The 19,433-nt window shown below is 67.6% G+C and carries 18 protein-coding genes and 1 pseudogene; 3 read left to right on the forward strand and 16 right to left on the reverse strand.

From position 1 onward, the window contains the following. Window positions 1-11: 11 nt before the first annotated feature. From secF to ACIP5Y_RS30530, 4 genes and pseudogenes are all read right to left on the reverse strand, one after another. Window positions 12-1,259 carry a protein translocase subunit SecF gene (gene secF / locus ACIP5Y_RS30515; protein ID WP_400355259.1) on the reverse strand — a complete coding sequence of 416 codons (1,248 nt, stop codon included), beginning with the start codon at window positions 1,257-1,259 and terminating at the stop codon, window positions 12-14. 2 nt (window positions 1,260-1,261) lie between these two features. After that, entirely contained in the window at window positions 1,262-3,040 is a 1,779-nt protein-coding gene (secD, locus tag ACIP5Y_RS30520) for a protein translocase subunit SecD (protein WP_400355261.1), read from the reverse strand. Window positions 3,041-3,340: 300 nt separating this feature from the next. Next, window positions 3,341-3,580: pseudogene (gene yajC, locus ACIP5Y_RS30525) on the reverse strand (preprotein translocase subunit YajC); the annotation flags it as partial. Between the two features lie 128 nt (window positions 3,581-3,708). Then, entirely contained in the window at window positions 3,709-5,202 is a 1,494-nt protein-coding gene (locus ACIP5Y_RS30530) for a flavin-containing monooxygenase (protein ID WP_400355263.1), read from the reverse strand. A 53-nt stretch (window positions 5,203-5,255) separates the two neighbouring features. Here ACIP5Y_RS30530 and ACIP5Y_RS30535 point away from each other — a divergent pair, with 53 nt between their 5' ends. Both ACIP5Y_RS30535 and ACIP5Y_RS30540 read left to right on the forward strand, forming a co-directional pair. Further along, window positions 5,256-5,927 (forward strand): TetR/AcrR family transcriptional regulator, encoded by a 672-nt coding sequence (locus tag ACIP5Y_RS30535; RefSeq protein ID WP_400355265.1) that lies wholly within the window; start codon window positions 5,256-5,258, stop codon window positions 5,925-5,927. Window positions 5,928-6,012: 85 nt separating this feature from the next. After that, window positions 6,013-6,585, forward strand: coding sequence for a DivIVA domain-containing protein (locus ACIP5Y_RS30540; RefSeq protein ID WP_400355267.1), 573 nt, complete (start codon window positions 6,013-6,015; stop codon window positions 6,583-6,585). Between the two features lie 2 nt (window positions 6,586-6,587). On the opposite strand, the gene ACIP5Y_RS30545 is transcribed toward ACIP5Y_RS30540, so the two are convergent. From ACIP5Y_RS30545 to ACIP5Y_RS30560, 4 genes are all read right to left on the reverse strand, one after another. Then, a complete protein-coding gene (locus tag ACIP5Y_RS30545; RefSeq protein WP_400355269.1) occupies window positions 6,588-7,799 on the reverse strand; it encodes an ABC transporter permease in 1,212 nt (403 codons plus the stop codon). Beyond that, on the reverse strand, window positions 7,796-8,674 hold the full coding sequence (locus tag ACIP5Y_RS30550) for an ABC transporter ATP-binding protein (RefSeq protein ID WP_400355271.1): 879 nt from the start codon (window positions 8,672-8,674) through the stop codon (window positions 7,796-7,798). The genes ACIP5Y_RS30545 and ACIP5Y_RS30550 overlap by 4 nt, the downstream gene beginning before the upstream one ends. A gap of 114 nt (window positions 8,675-8,788) precedes the next feature. Further along, window positions 8,789-11,002, reverse strand: a complete 2,214-nt coding sequence (locus ACIP5Y_RS30555; RefSeq protein ID WP_400355273.1) for a UvrD-helicase domain-containing protein — start codon at window positions 11,000-11,002, stop codon at window positions 8,789-8,791. Between the two features lie 116 nt (window positions 11,003-11,118). Continuing rightward, window positions 11,119-12,111 (reverse strand): GlxA family transcriptional regulator, encoded by a 993-nt coding sequence (locus ACIP5Y_RS30560; protein WP_400355275.1) that lies wholly within the window; start codon window positions 12,109-12,111, stop codon window positions 11,119-11,121. 70 nt (window positions 12,112-12,181) lie between these two features. Between ACIP5Y_RS30560 and ACIP5Y_RS30565 the strand changes: the two genes are divergently transcribed. Beyond that, window positions 12,182-13,150 carry an NADP-dependent oxidoreductase gene (locus ACIP5Y_RS30565; RefSeq protein WP_400355277.1) on the forward strand — a complete coding sequence of 323 codons (969 nt, stop codon included), beginning with the start codon at window positions 12,182-12,184 and terminating at the stop codon, window positions 13,148-13,150. A 368-nt stretch (window positions 13,151-13,518) separates the two neighbouring features. Here ACIP5Y_RS30565 and ruvB read toward each other — a convergent pair whose 3' ends face one another. The 8 genes from ruvB to ACIP5Y_RS30605 form a co-directional block, all read right to left on the reverse strand. Then, window positions 13,519-14,682 (reverse strand): Holliday junction branch migration DNA helicase RuvB, encoded by a 1,164-nt coding sequence (gene ruvB, locus ACIP5Y_RS30570; RefSeq protein WP_400355279.1) that lies wholly within the window; start codon window positions 14,680-14,682, stop codon window positions 13,519-13,521. An 18-nt stretch (window positions 14,683-14,700) separates the two neighbouring features. Beyond that, window positions 14,701-15,306, reverse strand: coding sequence for a Holliday junction branch migration protein RuvA (gene ruvA, locus ACIP5Y_RS30575; RefSeq protein WP_400355281.1), 606 nt, complete (start codon window positions 15,304-15,306; stop codon window positions 14,701-14,703). Continuing rightward, the gene (gene ruvC / locus ACIP5Y_RS30580) at window positions 15,303-15,890 is read right to left on the reverse strand and encodes a crossover junction endodeoxyribonuclease RuvC (protein ID WP_400355875.1); all 588 of its coding nucleotides are present in this window, start codon (window positions 15,888-15,890) and stop codon (window positions 15,303-15,305) included. Before ruvC ends, ruvA begins: the two co-directional genes overlap by 4 nt. An 80-nt stretch (window positions 15,891-15,970) precedes the next feature. Beyond that, on the reverse strand, window positions 15,971-16,414 hold the full coding sequence (locus tag ACIP5Y_RS30585; protein ID WP_400355283.1) for an acyl-CoA thioesterase: 444 nt from the start codon (window positions 16,412-16,414) through the stop codon (window positions 15,971-15,973). Window positions 16,415-16,475: 61 nt separating this feature from the next. Beyond that, window positions 16,476-16,919, reverse strand: a complete 444-nt coding sequence (locus tag ACIP5Y_RS30590; RefSeq protein ID WP_400355285.1) for a hypothetical protein — start codon at window positions 16,917-16,919, stop codon at window positions 16,476-16,478. 149 nt (window positions 16,920-17,068) lie between these two features. Further along, the gene (locus ACIP5Y_RS30595) at window positions 17,069-17,821 is read right to left on the reverse strand and encodes a YebC/PmpR family DNA-binding transcriptional regulator (RefSeq protein WP_397001259.1); all 753 of its coding nucleotides are present in this window, start codon (window positions 17,819-17,821) and stop codon (window positions 17,069-17,071) included. Between the two features lie 63 nt (window positions 17,822-17,884). Then, complete coding sequence (gene pdxT / locus ACIP5Y_RS30600) at window positions 17,885-18,508, reverse strand: pyridoxal 5'-phosphate synthase glutaminase subunit PdxT (protein WP_397002282.1); 624 nt, start codon at window positions 18,506-18,508, stop codon at window positions 17,885-17,887. After that, a complete protein-coding gene (locus ACIP5Y_RS30605) occupies window positions 18,459-19,415 on the reverse strand; it encodes a hypothetical protein (protein WP_400355287.1) in 957 nt (318 codons plus the stop codon). Before ACIP5Y_RS30605 ends, pdxT begins: the two co-directional genes overlap by 50 nt. Between the last annotated feature and the right edge of the window lie 18 nt (window positions 19,416-19,433).

Genomic DNA, 19,433 nt, shown 5'->3' on the forward strand with positions numbered 1-19,433 from the left:
CTGCGCTCGCCTCAGTGCCTTCTCTTCTGCCGTTTCCCGGTAGGTCGTGCACCGGGACGCGGCGCACCCGAAGCACCCGCCGCCGCGGCGCGCGGACGACCGGCGGCGGCGAAGCCGTCGAAACCGTCTTCCGCCTCGACCGCACGGCTGGCCGCACCCGCCCGCTTCGCGGCCACCTCGGTCGCGCGCGCACCGGCCACCCCGGAACGCCGGTTCTTGACCTTCCTGGTGTGCGCGGCCACCGGGCCGAAACGCTCCTTGATGGACACCAGGATCGGCACCGCGAAGAAGATGGAGGAGTAACCACCCACGATCATGCCGACCAGCTGCACCAGCGCCAGGTCCTTCAGCGTGCCCACACCGAGCAGCCACACCGCGATCACCAGCATGCCGACGATAGGCAGGATGCCGATGATGGTGGTGTTGATCGACCGCATCAGGGTCTGGTTGGCCGCCAGGTTGGCCTTCTCGGCATAGGTATGGCGACTCAAATGCAGTACGCCGCGCGTGTTCTCCTCGACCTTGTCGAAGACGACCACGTTGTCGTACAGCACATAACCCAGAATCGTGAGCAGGCCGATGACCGCCGCCGGCGTCACCTCGAAGCCGACCAGCGAGTAGATGCCCGCTGTCACAACGAGATTGAACAGCAGCGAACCGATGGCCGCGATGGCCATATCCCGTTCGAAGCGGATCGTGATGTACACCATGACCAATGCCACGAACACCAGCAGCGCGAGCACGGCCTTGTGCGTGACCTGATTACCCCAGGTCGAGCTGATATCCGACACCGAGATGGCATTGCGGCTGGGCTGCCCGTTGGAATCCTTCGGCTGGAACGCCTCGAACAGCGCGTTCTGCAGCTTGTCGCTCTGATCCTGGTTCAGGGTGTCGGAGCGGACCTGGAAGGTCGCGGCCGAACCCGAGCCCGCCTTCTGCACGGTCACCGGATCGTGGCCGAGCGCCTGGTGGTAGACGTCCTGCACCTTCGAGGTGGTGGCGTCACCGGTGGCGGGCAACTGGATCTGCGAGCCACCCTCGAAATCGATGCCGAGGGTGAACCCGCGCAGCGCGATGCTCAGGATCGCGATCAGCATCAGGCCCGCGGCGATGCCGTAGAACAGCTTGCGGCGCCCCACGATCTCGAAACCGCCGGTGCCCGTGTACAACCGCTCGAACAGGCTGTGCTTCTTGACCGATCCGGCGGCCTCGTAATCGAGTTCGGAATCGGTATCCATGACGGGACTGGTCTTGGCCATGTTCACGCCTCCTTCACCAGGACGCCGGCCGCCGCCTTGCGTTCCCGGGCAATCTCTGCAACGGCGCCGAGACCGTTCACCGACGGCTTCGCCCAGAACGGCGAATGCGACGCCAGCATCATCAGCGGCGAAGTGACCAGGTACAGCACGATGACGTCGAGCACGGTGGTCAGACCCAGGGTGAAGGCGAAGCCCTTCACCTGGCCCGCCGCCAGCAGGTACAGCACCGCGGAAGCGATGAGCGACACCGTCTTACCCGACAGGTTGGTGCGCTGCGCGCGAGCCCAGCCGCGCGGCACCGCCGAACGGAAACTGCGGCCCTCGCGCATCTCGTCCTTGATGCGTTCGAAGAAGACGACGAACGAGTCCGCCGTCATACCGATACCGATGATCAAACCCGCGATACCGGCGAGATCCAGCGTGAACCCGATCCACCTGCCCAGCAACACGATCAGCGCGTACACCGCGACACCGGCGGCGACCAGCGAGAAACCGGCCAGGAAGCCGAGCATGCGGTAGTAGAGCAGGCAGTACAGCAGCACCGCGATCAGGCCGATCGCACCCGCGATCAGACCGGCGTGCAGCGAGGACATGCCCAGCGTCGCCGACACCGTCTCCGCCTCGGAGGTAGTGAACGACAACGGCAGCGAACCGTACTTCAGCGAGTTCGCCAGATCCTTCGCGGCCGAACCGCTGAAGTTGCCGGAAATCTGTGTGCTGCCACCGAACTGGTTGCCCGACTGCACCTGCGGCGCGCTCACCACGCGCGAGTCCAGCGCGAACGCCAGCTGCTTGTTCAGGTAGGTGTTGGTCAGATTGCCCCAGGTATCGGAGCCGCCGCCCTTGAACTCCAGGTTGACCACCCAGCCGCCGCCGCGGGTATCCAGGGTGGCGGTGGCGTCCTTGATCTCGGTGCCGTCCAGCTTGGACTTGTCCAGCAGGTAGATCTGGGTGCCGTCGGTGCTGCAGGTGACCAGGGGCAGGTTCGGATCGTCGTTGCCCTGCAACGGATCCGGCTTCGAGCAGTCCAGGGTCTGCATGGCCGCCAGCTGCGTGGCCTGATCGGTGCTCTGGCGCAAGGCCTTCGCGTCCGTGATCTCCTTCTGCGTCTGCTGCTGCGGGCTCAGACCGCCCGGATTGGCGGGATTACCGCCGGGAGTGGCCGGCGGGACCGGGGTGGTCGGCGCCTGCGCCGGGAAGACACGGTTCTGCGGAGCCGGATTCGGGGCCGGAGCCTCACTGGGGGCCGGGGCCTCGGAGGGCGCGGGCGCATCGGTCGTCGGCGGGGTACTCGGCGGCACCGCGGTATCCGTGGCACCGGGCACGCTCGGCGCGGGCGCATTCGGGGCGCCCGGCGCACCCGGCGCGGCGCCCGGCTGCTGCGCGGGCAGCTTGCCGCCCGGCGCCGGAATGTCCTGCAGCACCGGCCGCACGTACAGCTTGGCGGTGGTGGCCAGGGTCTTGGCCTGTGCACCGTCCGAACCCGGGACCGTGATCACCAGGTTGTCACCCTCGATGACGACCTCGGAGCCGGCGACGCCGAGACCGTTGACGCGCTGCTCGATGATGCTCTGCGCCTGCTTCAGGCTGTCCTGGCTGGGCTTACCACCGTCGGGGGTGCGCGGCGTCAGCGTGACGCGGGTACCGCCCTGCAGATCGATGCCGAGCTTCGGCGTATGCGACTTCCCGACGAAAAAAATCAGGCCGAACATCAAAGCCACCAGCGCGGCGTAGACGCCGAGCAGTCGCAGCGGATGCGCCGTTCCTTGAGAAGGTGGCACAGTACTTATCTCCTAGGCGGGATTCGGGGGCGGAACGAGCGGGCACACACCGCAGCGCCACCGGCCGCCTGATCTCCTGGGCGGCCGATGGCGCTGAGTCTGTCAGTCCTTGGTCAGGCGCGAGGCGTCCTGGGCGTCGGAACTGCCATTATGCGCAGCATCATTGATGCTGTGGGCAGCGCCGTTGCCGTTCACCTCGTGGTTCGTCTCGGCACCCTCTAAAGAGGTGTTGCCGGGGGACACGGTCTCGACGGTCTCGGCCGTGGTGTCCTCGGTGGTGTCGACATCGTCCTTGCGCACCTCGCGGATCGCTTGGCGCAGCCAGGTGGTGACGATCTCCTCGGCGATCTCCAGATCGACCGAGGTGTCATCGATGTCGACAACGGTGCCGTAGAGCCCCGACGTGGTGACGACCCGGTCGCCGATCTTCAGGCTGTCCTGCATCTCGGTGACCTTGGACGCCTCCCGCTTTTGTTTGCGGACGCCGAGGAACATCGGGATGAGCAGAGCAACCAGCAGCAGCGGCAGCAGAAGGTCCATCGTCGAAGTCAGCCCCTAGTCATGGGTAGTTTTGGGTGCGTATCCCCCACAGTCTGCCAGTTCTCCCTGAGACGCGGCGCGCCGACCTGTATTGATTTTCCGCAAAGCGAACCGACCGCCGTCCCCGCTCAGGCCGATTGCTGCCCGTAGGTGTAATCGTCGAGCGGGAAAGTGACCGCTTCGCGGTGGGCGTTCAGGGTGCTGGTCGGACGCAGCAGCGCGGCCTCGCCGTGCTGATTGAAGTAGTAGCTGCGGGCCGTCGAGCACTGGCCGCCGTAGAAGACGGAGTTGCCCAGCTTGTCGGTGACGCGGTCCAGGAATTCGGTATTGGCTTCCTCGGTGACCTCGAAGACCTGCTCGCCGCGGCGGAACATCTCACCGAAGAGGCGGCCGATGTGCTTCATCTGCGCCTCGATGGTGGTGAAGTAGGACAGCCCGCTGTACGAGTACGGGCTGTTGAGGCACAGGAAGTTGGGGAACTTCGGGACGGTGACACCCTCGTAGGCCTGGAAGCGGTTGTCGCGCCAGAACTTTCCGAGATTGCGGCCGTCACGGCCGATGATCTCGATGGCCGGGAAGTTCACATCCCACAGGTTGAAGCCGGTGGCCAGGATCAGCGTATCGATCTCGGTCTTGTGGCCGTCCTCGGTCACGATGCCGTCGGCCTCGAGGTGATCGATGGAGTTGGTCTCCAGCCGGACGTGCGGCTCGTTGAACGTCTTGAAGTACAGGTTGGAGAAAGTGGGCCGCTTGCAACCGAAGTCGTAGTGCGGGGTCAGCTTCTTCCGGGTTTCCTTGTCCCGCACCGAGGTCCGCAGATGCGCCTTGGCGAGCAGGCCCGCAGCCTTGTTGAGCGGCTTGGCCTGCTTGAAGTGCAGCACGCCGACCACCATGAGCGCCTCCAGCATGGTGGTGTTCACCAGGCGGGCGGCCTTCTGTGTCAGCGGAACCCGCGCGAACAGGTTCTGCACGGCCGGCGGGATCGGCGCGTCGACCTTGGGCACCACCCAGATCGGGGTGCGCTGGAAGACGGTGAGCGCCTGCGCCTTCTTGGCGACCTCGGGGATCAGCTGCACGGCGGTGGCGCCGGTGCCGATGATGGCGGCCTTGCGTCCGGTGAGGTCGAAGTCGTTCTCCCACGCGGTGGTGTGGATGATCTTGCCCTGGAACGAGTCGATGCCCGGGAACGGCGGCGTGTAGGGCTGCGACAGGAAGCCGGTCGCCGCGAGCAGGTAACGCGCGGTGAGGGATTCACCGTTCTCGATGCTGACCACCCACTGCTGGTTCTCCTCGTCCCAGCGGGCCCCGCCCACGACGGTGTCGAAGCGCATGCGCCGGCGCAGGTCGTACTTGTCGGCGACGTGCTCGGCGTACTTCTTCAATTCGGCGCCGGGCGCGAACAGCCGCGACCAGTGCGGGTTGGGCTCGAAAGAATAGGAGTAGGTGACCGAGGCGATGTCGACGGCCAGCCCCGGGTAGTGGTTGACGTGCCAGGTGCCGCCGAGGTCGTCCTCGCGCTCCAGGATCACGTAATTACTCAGGCCGAGCCGATCGAGCTCGATGCCCGCGCCCATACCGCCGAACCCGGCCCCGACCACGATGGCGTCGTACTGAGGTGCCACGCCGAACCTCCCTGCGAGTGTCCAACCAGTGGATCTGAATCACATGTCACGGAATGACATCTCATTCCGTTTGTGACCACCGTATCATCGAGGTCGTGACGAAGCCATCCTCGAGAATCGAACGCCGTAAGGCCGAACTCCGCCAGGAGATCATCGACACCGCGTTCGCCTGTTTCGCCGAGAAGGGCTATCACGCCACCGGCATCGCCGATATCGCCGGTCAGCTGGGGATCGGGCACGGGACCTTCTACCGGTACTTCCAGAACAAGCGCGACATCATCGACCACGTCATCGACGATCTCGCCGCCCGCATCATCGAGACGCTGGGCACCGACAACGCCCCGGACGCCGCCGAGAGCCTGGTCGAGTACCGGGCGCAGGTCAATCGCATCGGCGACGCGCTGAACAGCATCTTCCTCGAGGACCAACGGGTCGCGCAGCTGCTGCTGTTCCAGGCCACCGGCATCGACGCCGAGCTCACCGCCCGGCTGTACGGCTTGCTCGACACCGCCGACGCGCTGACCGCGGGCTATCTGGAACACGGCGTGGAACAGGGCTACCTGCGCGCCGACCTGGACACCACCAATACCGCTCGCGCGGTGACCGGCATGATCCTGGCGGCCATCATCCACGGTCTGCGGCAACCCGACGCGGCCGCGGTGAACGATCTCAGCCAGGCCATTCGCCGGCTGCTCATCGACGGCGTGCGCAAGGACCCCGCATAACCCGCCCGCCGGTCCCGGACCGTTTCGTCCCATGCGGTCTATTCGCAAGGGGCGGAAGCAATTCGGACATCGGGCGGTTGGCACAATGACCCGCGTGACTCCCGACGACGTACGCCGCAAACGCTTCGGCACACCGCCGTTGGGGCACGACGCCTACCACCCGGCGCAGGTGGACGCCTTCACCGCGCGCATCGCCGACGCACTCGCGGGCCTGGACCACCTCACCTCCGCCGACATCCGGCTGGCCGAATTCGACGCGCCGCCACCCGGAAAGCCCGGCTACGACTCCCAGCAGGTCGACGAGTTCCTCGATCGACTCTGCATCGACCTGGAGCACTTACGCCGCGGGCGCTGCCCCGTCCCCGCCGGGCGCGACGCCGACCCCCTCACCCACGACGATGTACTGCGCATCCGGTTCTCCGCGCCGCCACACGGCCTGCCCGGTTATGCCGCCGAAGAGGTCGGCAGATTCCTGGACCGCCTCGCCGCCACCCTCGCGCACAACGGCCCCAACGGCCTGACCGCGGATGATGTGCGCGCCACGACATTCCACCGCGCCGCCACCGGCACACCGGCCTATCACCGCGAGGAGGTCGACGCCTTCCTCGACCTCGTCGCCGGGCAACTGGCGCGCATGCGCACCGCCGACTCCGCGTAGGACTAGTCCTCGACGGCGAGCGCCTGGCGAATCGTCAAGCGGCGCTGGGTCTGCAGCAGCGAGCGGCGATAGATCCGCTCCGCGATCACGATGATCCCGTAGGTCGCGGCGATCATGATCGCCAAGGCCGGCAACGGTTCCCACCAGGACGCCGTGCCCTGCGCGACCCTGCTCGGCATCGCGACGATCGACACGATCGGCACATACGAGATGACCGTCAGGAACACGCCCTTCGCGAAGATGCCCGCGAACAGCACGACCATCACCAGCATGGACAGCGGCGTGGCGGTCGACTGCAGATCCTCGGTACGCGTGGCCAGCGCACCCGCCACCGCCCACAGACTCGCGAGGGCCAGGAAGCCGACCAGGAAGAACACGATGAACCAGCCTGCCGCACCGGCGATCTGCGCGATCTGATCCCCCTTGCCGATGGCGGTCAGCCCGATCAGCCCCGCGCCGACGAACAACCCCAGCTGGGCCAGCGCCATCACGGTATTGCCGACCACCTTGCCGATCAGCAACTGCCGCACCGGAATCGCGCTGGCCAGGATCTCGACGATGCGATTCTGCTTCTCCTCCACCACGCTCTGCGCGATGGCCATGCCGAACAGGATGGAGGACAGATAGAAGAGGAAGGCGAACGCGAACGCCACCACCTTGGACAGGCCGGGATCGATGGCGCTCGGCGCGAGCAGGTCGTAGCTCACCGCACCGCCGCGCGCGAGCTGATCCAGTGACGTGCCCGCCGCGTCGGCATTGTGCTGCATGGCGAATTGCCTGGCTGCCGCGGTCACGTACGTGGTGGCATTGTCGTTCGTCGCCGACTTGCCGATGAGCCGCCAGCCGCCGTCCACCGGAACCAGCCCGGCATCGACCGCGCCGCCGCGCACCTGCTGTTCGACCGCGGCCGTATCGGCGGCGGGATGCGCGCTGAAGGCAATCTTCTTACCGGCGGCGTCGGCCAGACCGGTGGCGGCGGCCACGATCTGCCCGGCCTCGGGCCCCGCGGTCGCCACCTTCACATGGTCCGTGCGATTGGCCATGATGCCGCTGATGGTCAGGGACGCCGCGATGACGACGATGGTGATGAGCGTGGAGATCAGGAAGTTCCGGTCCCGCAGCTTCACGCCGATCTCACGCTGGGTGACGATCACCCAGAGATCACGCGGGAACGAGTCCGCGGCTTTCGCCTCGAGGCGGCCGGGCGCGCTCATGCCGTCACCGCCCGGTAGATATCGGCCACCGAGGACCGCACCTCGGCGAACTCCCGCACCGAGCCGTGCGCCAGTGCCGCCCTGAGCAATTCGTCCGGCGTCGCACCATCGAGCTCGAGCAGCGCGTGGGATCCGCTGGTATCGAGCAGGTTCGCACCGGCGAATCCGGTGAGCCAGCCATTGTCACCGTCCATGACCAGCCGGTAGCGCGTGCGCCCGGCGGCCCGCAGCCGTTCGACCGGCCCCTGCGCGACAATGCGGCCCCCGGCCAGGATCACCAGCTGATGACACAGGCGCTCCACCAGCTCCAGCTGATGCGAGGAGAACAGCACCGGAACGCCTTTCGCCGCATACTCGGTCAGCAGTTCGGCCATGGCGTCGACGGCGACCGGATCGAGTCCGGAGAACGGTTCGTCCAGGATGAGCGCATCGGGTTCGGCGATGACGGCCGCCGCGATCTGCACCCGCTGCTGATTGCCCAGCGACAGCGATTCCAGCTTGTCCTTACCGCGCGCGCCCAGCTCGAACCGCTCCAGCAGTGCGGTGGCCCGGCCCCGCGCATCGGCGGCCGAAATACCGCGCAGCCGGGCCAGATACACGAGCTGATCGAGAATCGGCTGCTTGGGATACAGGCCCCGCTCCTCAGGCATGTACCCGAACCGCCGCCGATCGACGGCGGTCACCACACGCCCCTTCCACCGGATCTCGCCGCCCTGCACGGCCAGCACACCCATGATCATCCGCATGGTCGTGGTCTTACCGGCCCCGTTCCCGCCGACGAACCCGGTCAGGGCCCCGGCCGACACCTCGAACGAAACATCGTCGACCGCAACCTTTTCCCCGAACCGGCGCGTCAGGTGTGCTACTTCGAGCATGGACTCCCCTCCTTGATCGAAATCCACCCTACCGGCCGCGCACACCGGCCGAATGCCGCTGACGCAGCGGCGACCGGGCGAGCGCGGGGCTCGCCCGGTCGCTCCCGTGAGCCGTCAGTGACTGCCGACCGGCTCCCGCATCCCGGCCGGCAGCGGACGAGTGTGAATCACGTGCAGCCGCTGCGTAGCACGGGTGAGGGCGACATAGAGATCGGCCGCACCGTAGGTGGATTCCTCGAGGATGGTCGCCGGTTCCACCAGCACGACCACATCGAACTCCAGACCCTTGGCCGCCGCGGGGGTCAGCACCTGGACCGGGAGATCGAGGGCCAGACCTTCCGGGGCGATGACCGCCAGCGAGCCGGTCTCCGGGTTCGCTTCCTGTGCGAGCTCGGCGACCGCGGCCGCCAGATCATCGTCCGGTACCTGCGTGGTGGTGGGCCGGACACCGGTGTGGCGCACCGATTTCGGCGGCACCGCCGCCGGATCCACCAGGGCGAGCACGCCGCCGGCCACCTCCATGATCTCGCCGGGCGTGCGGTAGTTGATGGTGAGCGTGCGGTAGTTCCAGCGGCCGGGCGCGTAGCGGTCGAGCATCTGCGCCCAGGTGTGCGCGCCGGCCGGGGAGCGGCGCTGGGCGCGGTCGCCGACGATGGTCATGGACTTGCCCGGGCAACGGCGCATGAGGACCCGCCACTGCATTTCGGACAGCTCCTGGGCCTCGTCCACGACGATGTGGCCGTAGGTCCATTCCCGGTCGGCGGCAGCGCGTTCCGCCAGGGTGCGGTGATCGCGTTCGACCTGACGTTCGGCGAGGGTCTCCGCGTCGATGGCGTCGGTCACCCGCATGGCATCGTCCTCGTACTCCTCATCGGGGGTATCGATGACGGCGAGCACGTCCCGGGCGTAGCGGATGCGCAGCTGCCGGGCGCGTTCCGCCGCCATCTCCTCCTCGTAGCGGTCGACGCCGAGCAGTTCGGCCGCCTCGTCCAGCAGCGGCACATCCGAAATGGTCCAGGCCGCACCGTCTTCCCGATGCAGCAGGGCGCGGTCGGCCTCCGGCAGGCCGGCCGCGGCCGTCTCCAAGCGGTCCTCGGAGCCGAACAGTTCGGCGAGCAGATCCTGCGGAGTCAGCTCGGGCCACAGGCGATCCACCTCGAAGCGCACCTCGGAATGGACCTCCAGCTCATCGCGGGCCTGAACGGCCAATTCGCGGCGCAGGGCGGTATCGCTCCGGGACAGCCAGCCCTCGCCGATCCTGCGTACCGCGCGTTCGGTGAGCCCGTCGAGCAGCCGCTCCCGGAAGTAGCGGCGGGCCTGATTGTGCGGCAGGCCGCTGCCGCGGGCATGCTCGCGCGCCACCGACACCACCTCGTCGTCGAGATCGATTGTCACATCGCTCAATTCGATGGGAATCTCGTAGCCGGGCAACTCCTGGCGATCCGAGATCGCCGCCGCCAGCACGGCCACCATGGCGTGACTGCCCTTGACCCGCTCGGCTTCCGGCGTTTCGACGACCTGCGTGTCCAGCCCAGGCAGGAGTTCACCGGGCGTCGCGAACACGACGTCGGTCTCCCCCAGCGACGGCAGCACGCTGCCGATGAAGGTCAGGAATCCGGGATTCGGCCCGACCACCAGCACGCCCTGCCGGGAGAGCTGATCGCGCCGCGAGTAGAGCAGGTAGGCCACCCGGTGCAGCGCCACCGCGGTCTTGCCGGTGCCGGGCCCGCCCTCGATCACCACGATGCCGGCGTGCGGCAGCCGGATGATCTCGTCCTGCTCGGCCTGGATGGTGGCGACGATATCGCGCATGGTCTGCTCGCGCGGTGCGTCGAGTGCCGCGAGCAGGGCCGCATCGGCGTCGGCTCCCTCCGCACCGCGGGCGAAGACATCGTCGTGGAAGCCGGTGACCTCCTTGCCGTGCGTGCGCAGGTGCCGCCGCCGCGCGATGCCCTCGTTGCTCGCCAGGGTCGCCGTATAGAACGGCTGTGCCTGCGGCGCACGCCAATCCATCAGGTAGGACTCGAAATCGCGGGTCGCGTCGAAGAGCCCGATGCGACCGATGTAGGTCGAGCCGCCGGTCTCGTGGTCGATCTTGCCGAAGCAGAGCCCGTTTTCGGCGGCCCGGTACCGGCCCACCCGTTGCTGCAGGGTGCCGACCGACACCTCACGCTGCCAGCGGTCGGCCGAGGTGGTCGCGTCCTTGTCGCGCAGCGATACTCCGAGCGCGTTCGCCGCCGCCGTTTCCTCCGCATTCAGCTGCCGGTACAGAAATGCGACATAGTCGCGTTCGGCCGACAATTCGGTTTCGTAGTCGAAATTTGACAAACCAACCTCGCTGTGGGACACTTTAATTGGAACCTCTTCTGTGCTGCCATAAATTCGAGCGACTCCTAATGTTAGAGCCATTCTTCGAATTCGCCGCAGAGGTCTTTATCACCCAATCAATTCAGGGCATCGGCCCCGGTCCGGAACGTACGCCGGTAAGCTAGAGGTGAGACGCCGATCGTTTCGTGCAAATGCTGACGCAACGATGTGCCCGTCGCGAAGCCGACCTCCCCCGCAATGCGGTCGACGGAAAGATCGGTGGATTCCAGTAATTCACGAGCCCGGAACACACGCTGCTGAATCAGCCAGCGACCGGGACTCATTCCCACTTCATCACGGAAGCGGCGCGCGAAGGTGCGGCCGCTCATCCGCGCCCGGGCCGCGAGATCCGCCATGGCGAGGGGTTCGTGCAGATTCTGCAGCGCCCACTGGCGCGCGGCCGCGGTGCCGGCGTCCGAGGCCGGCGGCATGGGCTGTTCGATGAACTGGGCCTGCCCGCCCTCCCGCCACGGCGGGACCACACAGCGGCGGGCCACCATATTGGCCACTTCGCTGCCGTGATCACGGCGAATCAGGTGCAGGCACAGATCGACTCCGGCCGTCGCGCCCGCCGAGGTGAGAATGTCGCCGTCGTCGACGTACAGGACATCGGGATCCAGGCGGACGTCCGGGAAGGCGCCACGGAAGTGATCGGCCAGATTCCAGTGCGTGGTGGCGGGGCGGCCGTCGAGCAGGCCGGCCGCGGCCACCACCACCGCGCCGGTGCAGATGGAGACGATCCGGACGCCCGGGCGAATGCGAGCGAGCGCCTCCGAAACCTCCTGGGGCAGACCGTCGTTCAGGATGGGCAGCACATCACACGGCGGGATGATCACGGTGTCGGCGGTGGCCAGCACCGAACTGTCCTGTGCCACCGCGATATCGAAGTCGGAGCTGCTGTGGACCGGGCCGCCGTCCAGTGAACAGGTGACGATCTCGTAGCGGCCGTCGGCGGTGCCGAAAACCCGGTTCGGGATGCCCAGCTCGAACGGGTATACGCCGTCGAGGGCGAGCACGACGACTCGATGCGGACGGGCGGGCGCGGACTGCTCGGCAGGATCGGATGGCATGGCACGATTCTATCGAATAATGGCAATCGCGCCATTTCCCGGACCGGCCCGAGACGGCAAGCTGAGGAACATGAGCGCGAAGGACATCACGATTCCCGAGACCATGAAGGCCATCCGCCAGGAAGTCCTGGGCGGCCCCGAGGTACTGCACGAGGTGGAACTGCCCGTCCCGCAGCCGGGGCCGAGCCAGATCCTGGTGCGGGTGCGCGCCACCAGCCTGAACCCCACCGACTGGAAGCACCGCGCCGTCGCGGGCTTGTTCCTGCCGCCCCCGCCGCACGTCCTGGGCTGGGACGTCTCGGGTGAGGTGGCAGCGGTCGGCTACGGCGTCACCCTGTTCAAGCCGGGCGACGAAGTCTTCGGCATGCTGCCCTACCCGCACGGCCACGGCGCCGCCGCCGAGTACGTCACCGGCCCGACCCGCGCCTTCACCCACAAACCCGCCAACCTCGACCACATCCGGTCCGCCGCCATCCCCCTCGCCGCCCTCACCGCCTACCAGGCCCTGGTCGACACCGCGAATGTGCAAGCGGGACAGAAGGTTCTGATCCACGCCGCGGCGGGCGGGGTCGGCCACTTCGCCGTCCAGATCGCCAAGTCCCGCGGCGCCCACGTGATCGGCACCGCCAGCGCGGCCAACCACGACTACCTGCGCGGCCTCGGCGTCGACGAGGTCCTCGACTACCGCACCACCGACTTCACCGAAGCCGTCCGCGACGCCGACATGGTCCTCGACCCCATCGACCTCGCCCACGCCCTCCGCTCCCTGCGCAGCCTCCGCCCCGGCGGCATCATGGTCGCGATCCGCGCCGGCAGCTCCGCGGAACTCGACGCCGCCGCCGAAGAACTCGGCGTCCGCGCCGAGGGCCTCCTCGTCGAAGCCGACCACGCCGGCATGGAAGCCCTCCGCCAACTCGCCGAATCCGGCGCCCTCCGCCCCACCATCGCCGGCATCTTCCCCCTCGCCGACGCCGCCAAGGCCCACGCCCTCGGCGAAACCAACCGCACCGTAGGCAAACTCGTCCTCACCGTCGACTGACGCCCGGCAGGAATCCGGACAGCGCCCGGCTCGGGAACCCGAGCCGGGCGCACATACCGTTCACGAGACGCCCGCCCGCGCAGCATTGGGGCGGGCGCCCTGCTGCGCGCCACCGGGCTGCATCGGATACCACGGTCCGAGATGCGCCCCGCCGGAAACGAATGCGCACCTTGACAATCCTGCGCGATCGGACCGGTGCGGGGCAGTGACCGCCTGACGTGATCGGCGGTCGGTTTCACCATTACCGCCCTCGCACAGGAAGCCGCCCGAACGGCGGCAGCCATCATGTCGTCGCAGCCGGCCTCACCCACCTCACCGCGAGAGTGGCCTGCTCACGAGCAACCGAGATCGCCCGCCGGGCAATGGATCTACGGTTCGAAAAGGTCCATCTGGGGTTCGCGAGGGCGGACCTCTATGGAACCGAAGACCAGATCGGGCGGTGGTAGCAGGCCGAGGTGTTCCCAGGCCGCCGCGGTGGCGACGCGGCCGCGGGGGGTGCGGGCGACCAGGCCGGCGCGGACCAGGAAGGGTTCGCAGACTTCCTCGACGGTGGCGGCTTCCTCGCCGACGGCGACGGCGAGGGTGGAGACACCGACCGGGCCGCCGTTGAAGCTGCGGATGAGGGCACCCAGGACGGCGCGGTCGAGGCGGTCCAGGCCGAGGACGTCGACGTCGTAGACGGCGAGGGCGGCGTGGGCGATCGGGACGGTGACTATGCCGTCCGCTTTGACCTCGGCGTAGTCGCGGACGCGGCGCAGGAGGCGGTTGGCGATACGGGGCGTGCCGCGGGAGCGGCCTGCTATTTCGGCGGCGGCGTCGGATTCCAGGTGGACGCCCAGGATTCGGGCGGAGCGCTCCAGGATCTGTTGCAGCTCATCGGGTTCGTAGAAGTCCATATGGCCGGTGAAGCCGAAGCGGTCACGCAGCGGGCCGGTCAGGGCGCCGGATCGAGTTGTGGCGCCCACCAGGGTGAACGGGGCGATATCGAGTGGGATCGAGGTCGCGCCCGGGCCTTTGCCGACAACCACGTCGACGCGGAAGTCCTCCATGGCGAGGTACAGCATTTCCTCGGCGGGCCGGGCCATGCGGTGGATCTCGTCGATGAACAGCACATCGCCCTCGACCAGATTGCTGAGCATGGCGGCCAGGTCGCCGGCGCGTTCCAGTGCCGGGCCGGAGGTGAGGCGCAGGGCCGTGCCGAGTTCCCCGGCGATGATCATGGCCATACTGGTCTTGCCGAGGCCGGGCGGGCCGGACAGCAGCACGTGATCCGGTGTGCCGCCACGCATTTTCGCGCCGCGCAGCACCAGGGCCAGCTGTTCGCGCACGCGTGGCTGGCCGATGAAATCGTCGAGGGATTTCGGGCGCAGGCTGGCCTCGATCTCCCCATCGGACTGCAGATAGCTCGCGTCGACCGCAGACTCCTCCGGGTCGGCCGACTGATAGGCCGTGCCGAAGGGAACCTCGCGCGGGAACTCCTCCGCGCTCGAACCCGGATAGCTTGTGCCGACCGGGAATTCGCCCTCATCCATATCGTCGATCATGGTGGCCTATCGGTTCTTGCCGAGCAGTCCGAGCGCGGTCCGCAGGGCCTGCGAGGTGCCGATACCCGGCTCGTCGGCGAGTACCGCGTCCACCGCGCCCTCCGCCTGCCGGGCCGGGAACCCGAGGCCGATGAGCGCGTCCACCACCTGATCGCGCACCGGCGTGACCATGGGCGCGGGCCCGGATCCGGGCGGACCCGATTGCACCGGAACCAGATTCACCTTGTCGCGCAATTCCACCACCATGCGTTCGGCGCCGCGCTTGCCGACGCCGGGCACGCGGGTCAGCGCCGCCACATTGGATTCGGCGAGCGCCTTGCGCAGCGCCTCGGGTTCCAGCACCGAGAGGATGGCCATGGCCAGTTTGGGGCCGACGCCGGTCACCGTCTGCAGCAGCACGAACAGATCGCGTGCCTCGGTGTCGGCGAAGCCGAACAGCGTCATGGAGTCCTCGCGCACGATCATGGTCGTGTAGAGGCGGGCATCCTCGCCGCGTGTCAGCGTGGCCAGGGTGGCGGGGGTGGCATTGAGCCGGTATCCGACACCCGCGGCCTCCAGCACCACATGGTCGAGCCCGATCTCGAGCGCCTCACCGCGTACCGACGCGATCACCGCGTTACCGCCTTTCCTTCTCGGCCATTACGGCGTTGCTGGGCAAGCCTTTCCTCGTACATGCGCCGCTGCGCCGCGGCCATGGCCTCCGCCTTCGCCATGCGGTCCAGCATGGGCGCGCGCCAGCAGTGGCAGATCGCCAGGGCGAGCGCGTCGGCGGCATCGGCCGGTTTCGGCGCGACGGCCAGCCCGAGGATACGGGTAACCATGGCGGTCACTTGCGCCTTGTCCGCGGAACCGTTTCCGGTGACCGCGGCCTTCACCTGACTCGGGGTGTGGAAGTGCACCGGAATCTTCCGCCGCGCCGCCGCGAGCGCGATGACGCCACCCGCCTGCGCGGTAGCCATGGCGGTGCGCACATTGTGCTGGGAGAAGACGCGTTCGATGGCGACCACCGCGGGTTCGTGCTTGTCCATCCACATTTCGGCGGCATCGGAGACGAGCAGCAACCGCTCGGCCAGATCCATCTCGGGCGGGGTACGCACCACGTCGACCTCCAGGGCGGTCACCGACCGCCCCACTCCCCCCTCGACCATGCTGAGCCCGCACCGGGTGAGCCCGGGGTCGACGCCCATCACCCGCACCAAAGCCCCTCTCACCGAAGACGAACAACTGTTCGAGAGTCTAACGGACCCTCGAAGCGCCATTGTCCACCGACACGGCCTCAAGGGCAGACAGGTTCCAGGTTCAGCAATGTCGGATCCTTTGCCCGAATTGCCCACTCGCGCGCCGGATCCGGCACCAGTTTGCGCGCGCGTAGATCCATCAGTCCACTGACATAGCTGATGGTGGCGGACAATTCGCCATCGGGCCGGGTGAAGGCGTGCTCGACCCGATAGGTCTTGCCCGCACCCCAGACCCAGGCGCAGGACACATCCACCCAATCCCCCGCGCGTAGTTCCCGCTGATATTTGATGACGGTCTCGAGATTCACCGGCCCGAAGCCGTCGCGCAGCAGATCATCGACCGAAACCCCCGCGGCCCGAACACATTCGAAGCGCGAGTGGTCGGCGTACTGCTGGTAGGCGGCGCCGGTGACATGCAGTTGCTGGTCCAGGTCGGAGACCCGGACATCGACGCGGATACGGAAGGGCTCACGCTCGGTCACCCGTAGACCATGACAGAGCCCACCGACAAGTTTCCGCGCCGAGGCCCGGGCACGGCCCCGACTAGGAAGAGCCGGTGCTCGGCTTCAGTTTCTGGTCGTTGTCGACGGTGGCCGTCTGCCAGTCGATGGACACCGGGTAGTTACTGGTCCAGGTGCCCGGCGACTGTGTCGGCGGAGCCATCTGCATGGCCCCGTCGGGTCCGATGGTCGGCGGTCCCTGTTCCATGGTGCCGGGGGTGTAGTCGCTGGGACAGCTCATCGGGATCGGGTCCGTGTGGTGGCGGCCCACGTATCCCGAGAACGATTCGACCGAACCCGGGAAGCCCGAGCAGGTCACCTGCCCGGTGATGTAGTAGATGTCGTCGGTGTCGTTGCGGCAGAAGCCGTTGTCGCCGCAGGAGACGCCGGGCGCGAGGTCCTTCGCGGCGGCCTGCGGTGCGAGCACGCCGACAGCGCCCGCGATGAGTGCGCCGATGCCCAGCCCGACGGTCAACCGTTGAGACATATGAATTGTCAACTCCTCTGAACAGCCCCGACCAATAACGAACCCCGACTCCAAAACCTCTGTACAAGTGGGATATCCGGGCCGACGGTCGTTCGGTTACGACGAAGGCCGCCCCCAATTCCAGGGGCGGCCTTCGGGAGTCGCTGAACTCAGGCGTCGAGCTCGGCGAGCACCTCGTCGGAGACATCGATATTGGTGTAGACGTTCTGCACGTCGTCGCAATCCTCGAGCGCGTCGACCAGCTTGAACACCTTGCGGGCCAGGTCGGCGTCGGCGGGCACGGTCACCGACGGCTGGAAGCCGGACTCGGCGGAGGTGTACTCCATGCCGGCCTGCTGCACCGCGGTGCGCACGGCGATCATGTCGCTCGGATCGGAGATGACCTCCCACTCGTCGCCGAGGTCGTTGACCTCTTCGGCGCCGGCGTCGAGCACGACCATCAGCACGTCGTCCTCGGACAGGCCGTTCTTCTCCAGGGTGACGACACCCTTGCGGGAGAACAGGTACGACACCGAACCGACGTCGGCCATGTTCCCGCCATTGCGGGATACGGCCACGCGCACCTCACCGGCGGCGCGGTTGCGGTTGTCGGTGAGGCACTCGATCAGCACCGCCACGCCGTTGGGGCCATAGCCCTCGTACATGATGGTCTGCCATTCGGCGCCACCGGCCTCTTCGCCGCCGCCACGCTTGCGGGCACGCTCGATATTGTCCAGCGGGACCGAGTTCTTCTTGGCCTTCTGGATGGCGTCGTAGAGGGTGGGATTGCCATCCGGGTCACCGCCACCGGTGCGCGCCGCGACCTCGATGTTCTTGATCAGCTTGGCGAAAAGCTTGCCTCGCTTGGCGTCGATGGCAGCCTTCTTGTGCTTGGTGGTGGCCCATTTGGAGTGGCCGCTCATTCCCTACTTCCTCGTTTCAGGGGGTCTGTTTGGTTTCCAACATTCGAGGGTACGTGATTCGCGTCAAACTCCGGCGCGAGGTCGTACCACGGTATCCACGAACAGTTTGTGCACGCGTAGGTCACCTGTCACCTCGGGGTGGAAGGAGGTCGCGATCACATTGCCCTGCCGCACCGCGACGATGCGCCCGGCCGCAGGGCCCGCGGGCACCCGCGCCAGCACCTCGACGGCGTCGCCGGCCCGCTCCACCCAGGGGGCGCGGATGAACACCGCCCGCACCGGGCCGTCGTCCAGACCGGCGAAATCCAGATCGGTTTCGAAGGAATCGACCTGACGTCCGAAGGCATTGCGCCGCACCGTCATATCGATGCCGTGCAGGGCCTGCATATCGGGGCGGGTGTCGAGCACCTCGGAGGCCAGCAGGATCATGCCCGCGCAGGAACCGTAGGCGGGCAGGCCGTCACGCAGCCGCTGCCGCAGCGGTTCCAGCAGGTCGAAGACCTCGAGCAGCTTGCTGATGGCGGTGGACTCCCCGCCGGGGATGACCAGACCGTCGACGACCGCGAGCTCGGATTCCCGCCGCACCGGAACGGCTTCGGCGCCGCACTCGTGCAGCGCATGCACGTGTTCGCGCACGTCACCCTGGAGAGCCAGCACACCAATCGTCGGTTTCACGCCGTCGAGCATACGTTCGGGCGGCGGCCGGGCCCGAACTCACCCCGGTCGGCCGCGGCACCGGCGGCAGGAACCGGCCCCGGCAGCTGAACTGCAGGTCCACCTGGCCGTGCGGTTCGGCGTAACCGTCGTGCAGCATGTTCTCGGTCGGCGCGAGATAGGCCTCACCCGGGCGGACGGTGATCTTGGTGACGGGGTAGTCCGGGAACACCTGCATGAAGCGCGCGCCCAGCGCGAACCGCGGATCGCTCACGCCGTCGAGCAGGCCGCGGTCGCGCAACGCCGCGGCCATGACCTGGAGCGGCGCATTGACGCACAACAGAAAACGTTCGCGGGCACCGAGATTCACGGAGATGCGATTGGGCGCCGCCGCACGCTCCGCCAGCGAGTTGTCGTACCAGGTGTCGACGTGCAGCCCGACCCGGCGACCGTGACCGCCGATGGTCATCGTCAGATTCCCGGCGGGGGTCATGCCGTAGAGCAGCGGAGCCTCGATACCGGGGCGCGCGGGATCGGTCAGGGTGGTGGCCCACCGGATCAATTCGACCAGGGCCATGCGCCCACCCGGACCGGCGATCAGGGACCGCACGGCCTGCTCGGCGCCGGCCGCCGCGGCCGCGCGCAGGTCGGCGCAGGCTTCGAGCACCCGCTGCGGCACCGGCAGCAGGGCTATCCATTCGCCGGGCAGCGCACCGGGTGTGCCGTACAGCAGCGAGGATTCGTGACAGCTCGGCGGACGCCACGGCGGGCGAGGCACGCAGCTGCCAGGTGCGTAGGTGCCCGGAAGCGGGCCTTCGGCCGCGGGCAGGAAGCCGGAGCTCAGTTCGACCCGTCCGGCGTATGCCGCGCCGGGCGGGAACTTCAGGGTCATGCCGTCGAGCAGACCCGGATGGTCGATATCGTTCGGGCGGAGGATCATTGCGCGTTCCCCGGGACT

This window comes from Nocardia sp. NPDC088792 (genome assembly GCF_044750615.1).
Taxonomy (GTDB): Bacteria; Actinomycetota; Actinomycetes; order Mycobacteriales; family Mycobacteriaceae; genus Nocardia.

Coding starts and splice junctions, on each gene's coding strand:
- ACIP5Y_RS30545 (WP_400355269.1), bottom strand. CDS start 7,799: ATGAGCGCGCCCGGCCGCCTCGAGGCGAAAGCCGCGGACTCGTTCCCG.
- ruvB (WP_400355279.1), bottom strand. CDS start 14,682: ATGGATGAGGGCGAATTCCCGGTCGGCACAAGCTATCCGGGTTCGAGC.
- ACIP5Y_RS30565 (WP_400355277.1), top strand. CDS start 12,182: ATGAGCGCGAAGGACATCACGATTCCCGAGACCATGAAGGCCATCCGC.
- secF (WP_400355259.1), bottom strand. CDS start 1,259: ATGGCCAAGACCAGTCCCGTCATGGATACCGATTCCGAACTCGATTAC.
- ACIP5Y_RS30540 (WP_400355267.1), top strand. CDS start 6,013: ATGACCCGCGTGACTCCCGACGACGTACGCCGCAAACGCTTCGGCACA.
- ACIP5Y_RS30535 (WP_400355265.1), top strand. CDS start 5,256: ATGACATCTCATTCCGTTTGTGACCACCGTATCATCGAGGTCGTGACG.
- ACIP5Y_RS30560 (WP_400355275.1), bottom strand. CDS start 12,111: ATGCCATCCGATCCTGCCGAGCAGTCCGCGCCCGCCCGTCCGCATCGA.
- ACIP5Y_RS30590 (WP_400355285.1), bottom strand. CDS start 16,919: ATGTCTCAACGGTTGACCGTCGGGCTGGGCATCGGCGCACTCATCGCG.
- ACIP5Y_RS30605 (WP_400355287.1), bottom strand. CDS start 19,415: ATGATCCTCCGCCCGAACGATATCGACCATCCGGGTCTGCTCGACGGC.
- ACIP5Y_RS30550 (WP_400355271.1), bottom strand. CDS start 8,674: ATGCTCGAAGTAGCACACCTGACGCGCCGGTTCGGGGAAAAGGTTGCG.
- pdxT (WP_397002282.1), bottom strand. CDS start 18,508: ATGCTCGACGGCGTGAAACCGACGATTGGTGTGCTGGCTCTCCAGGGT.
- ACIP5Y_RS30595 (WP_397001259.1), bottom strand. CDS start 17,821: ATGAGCGGCCACTCCAAATGGGCCACCACCAAGCACAAGAAGGCTGCC.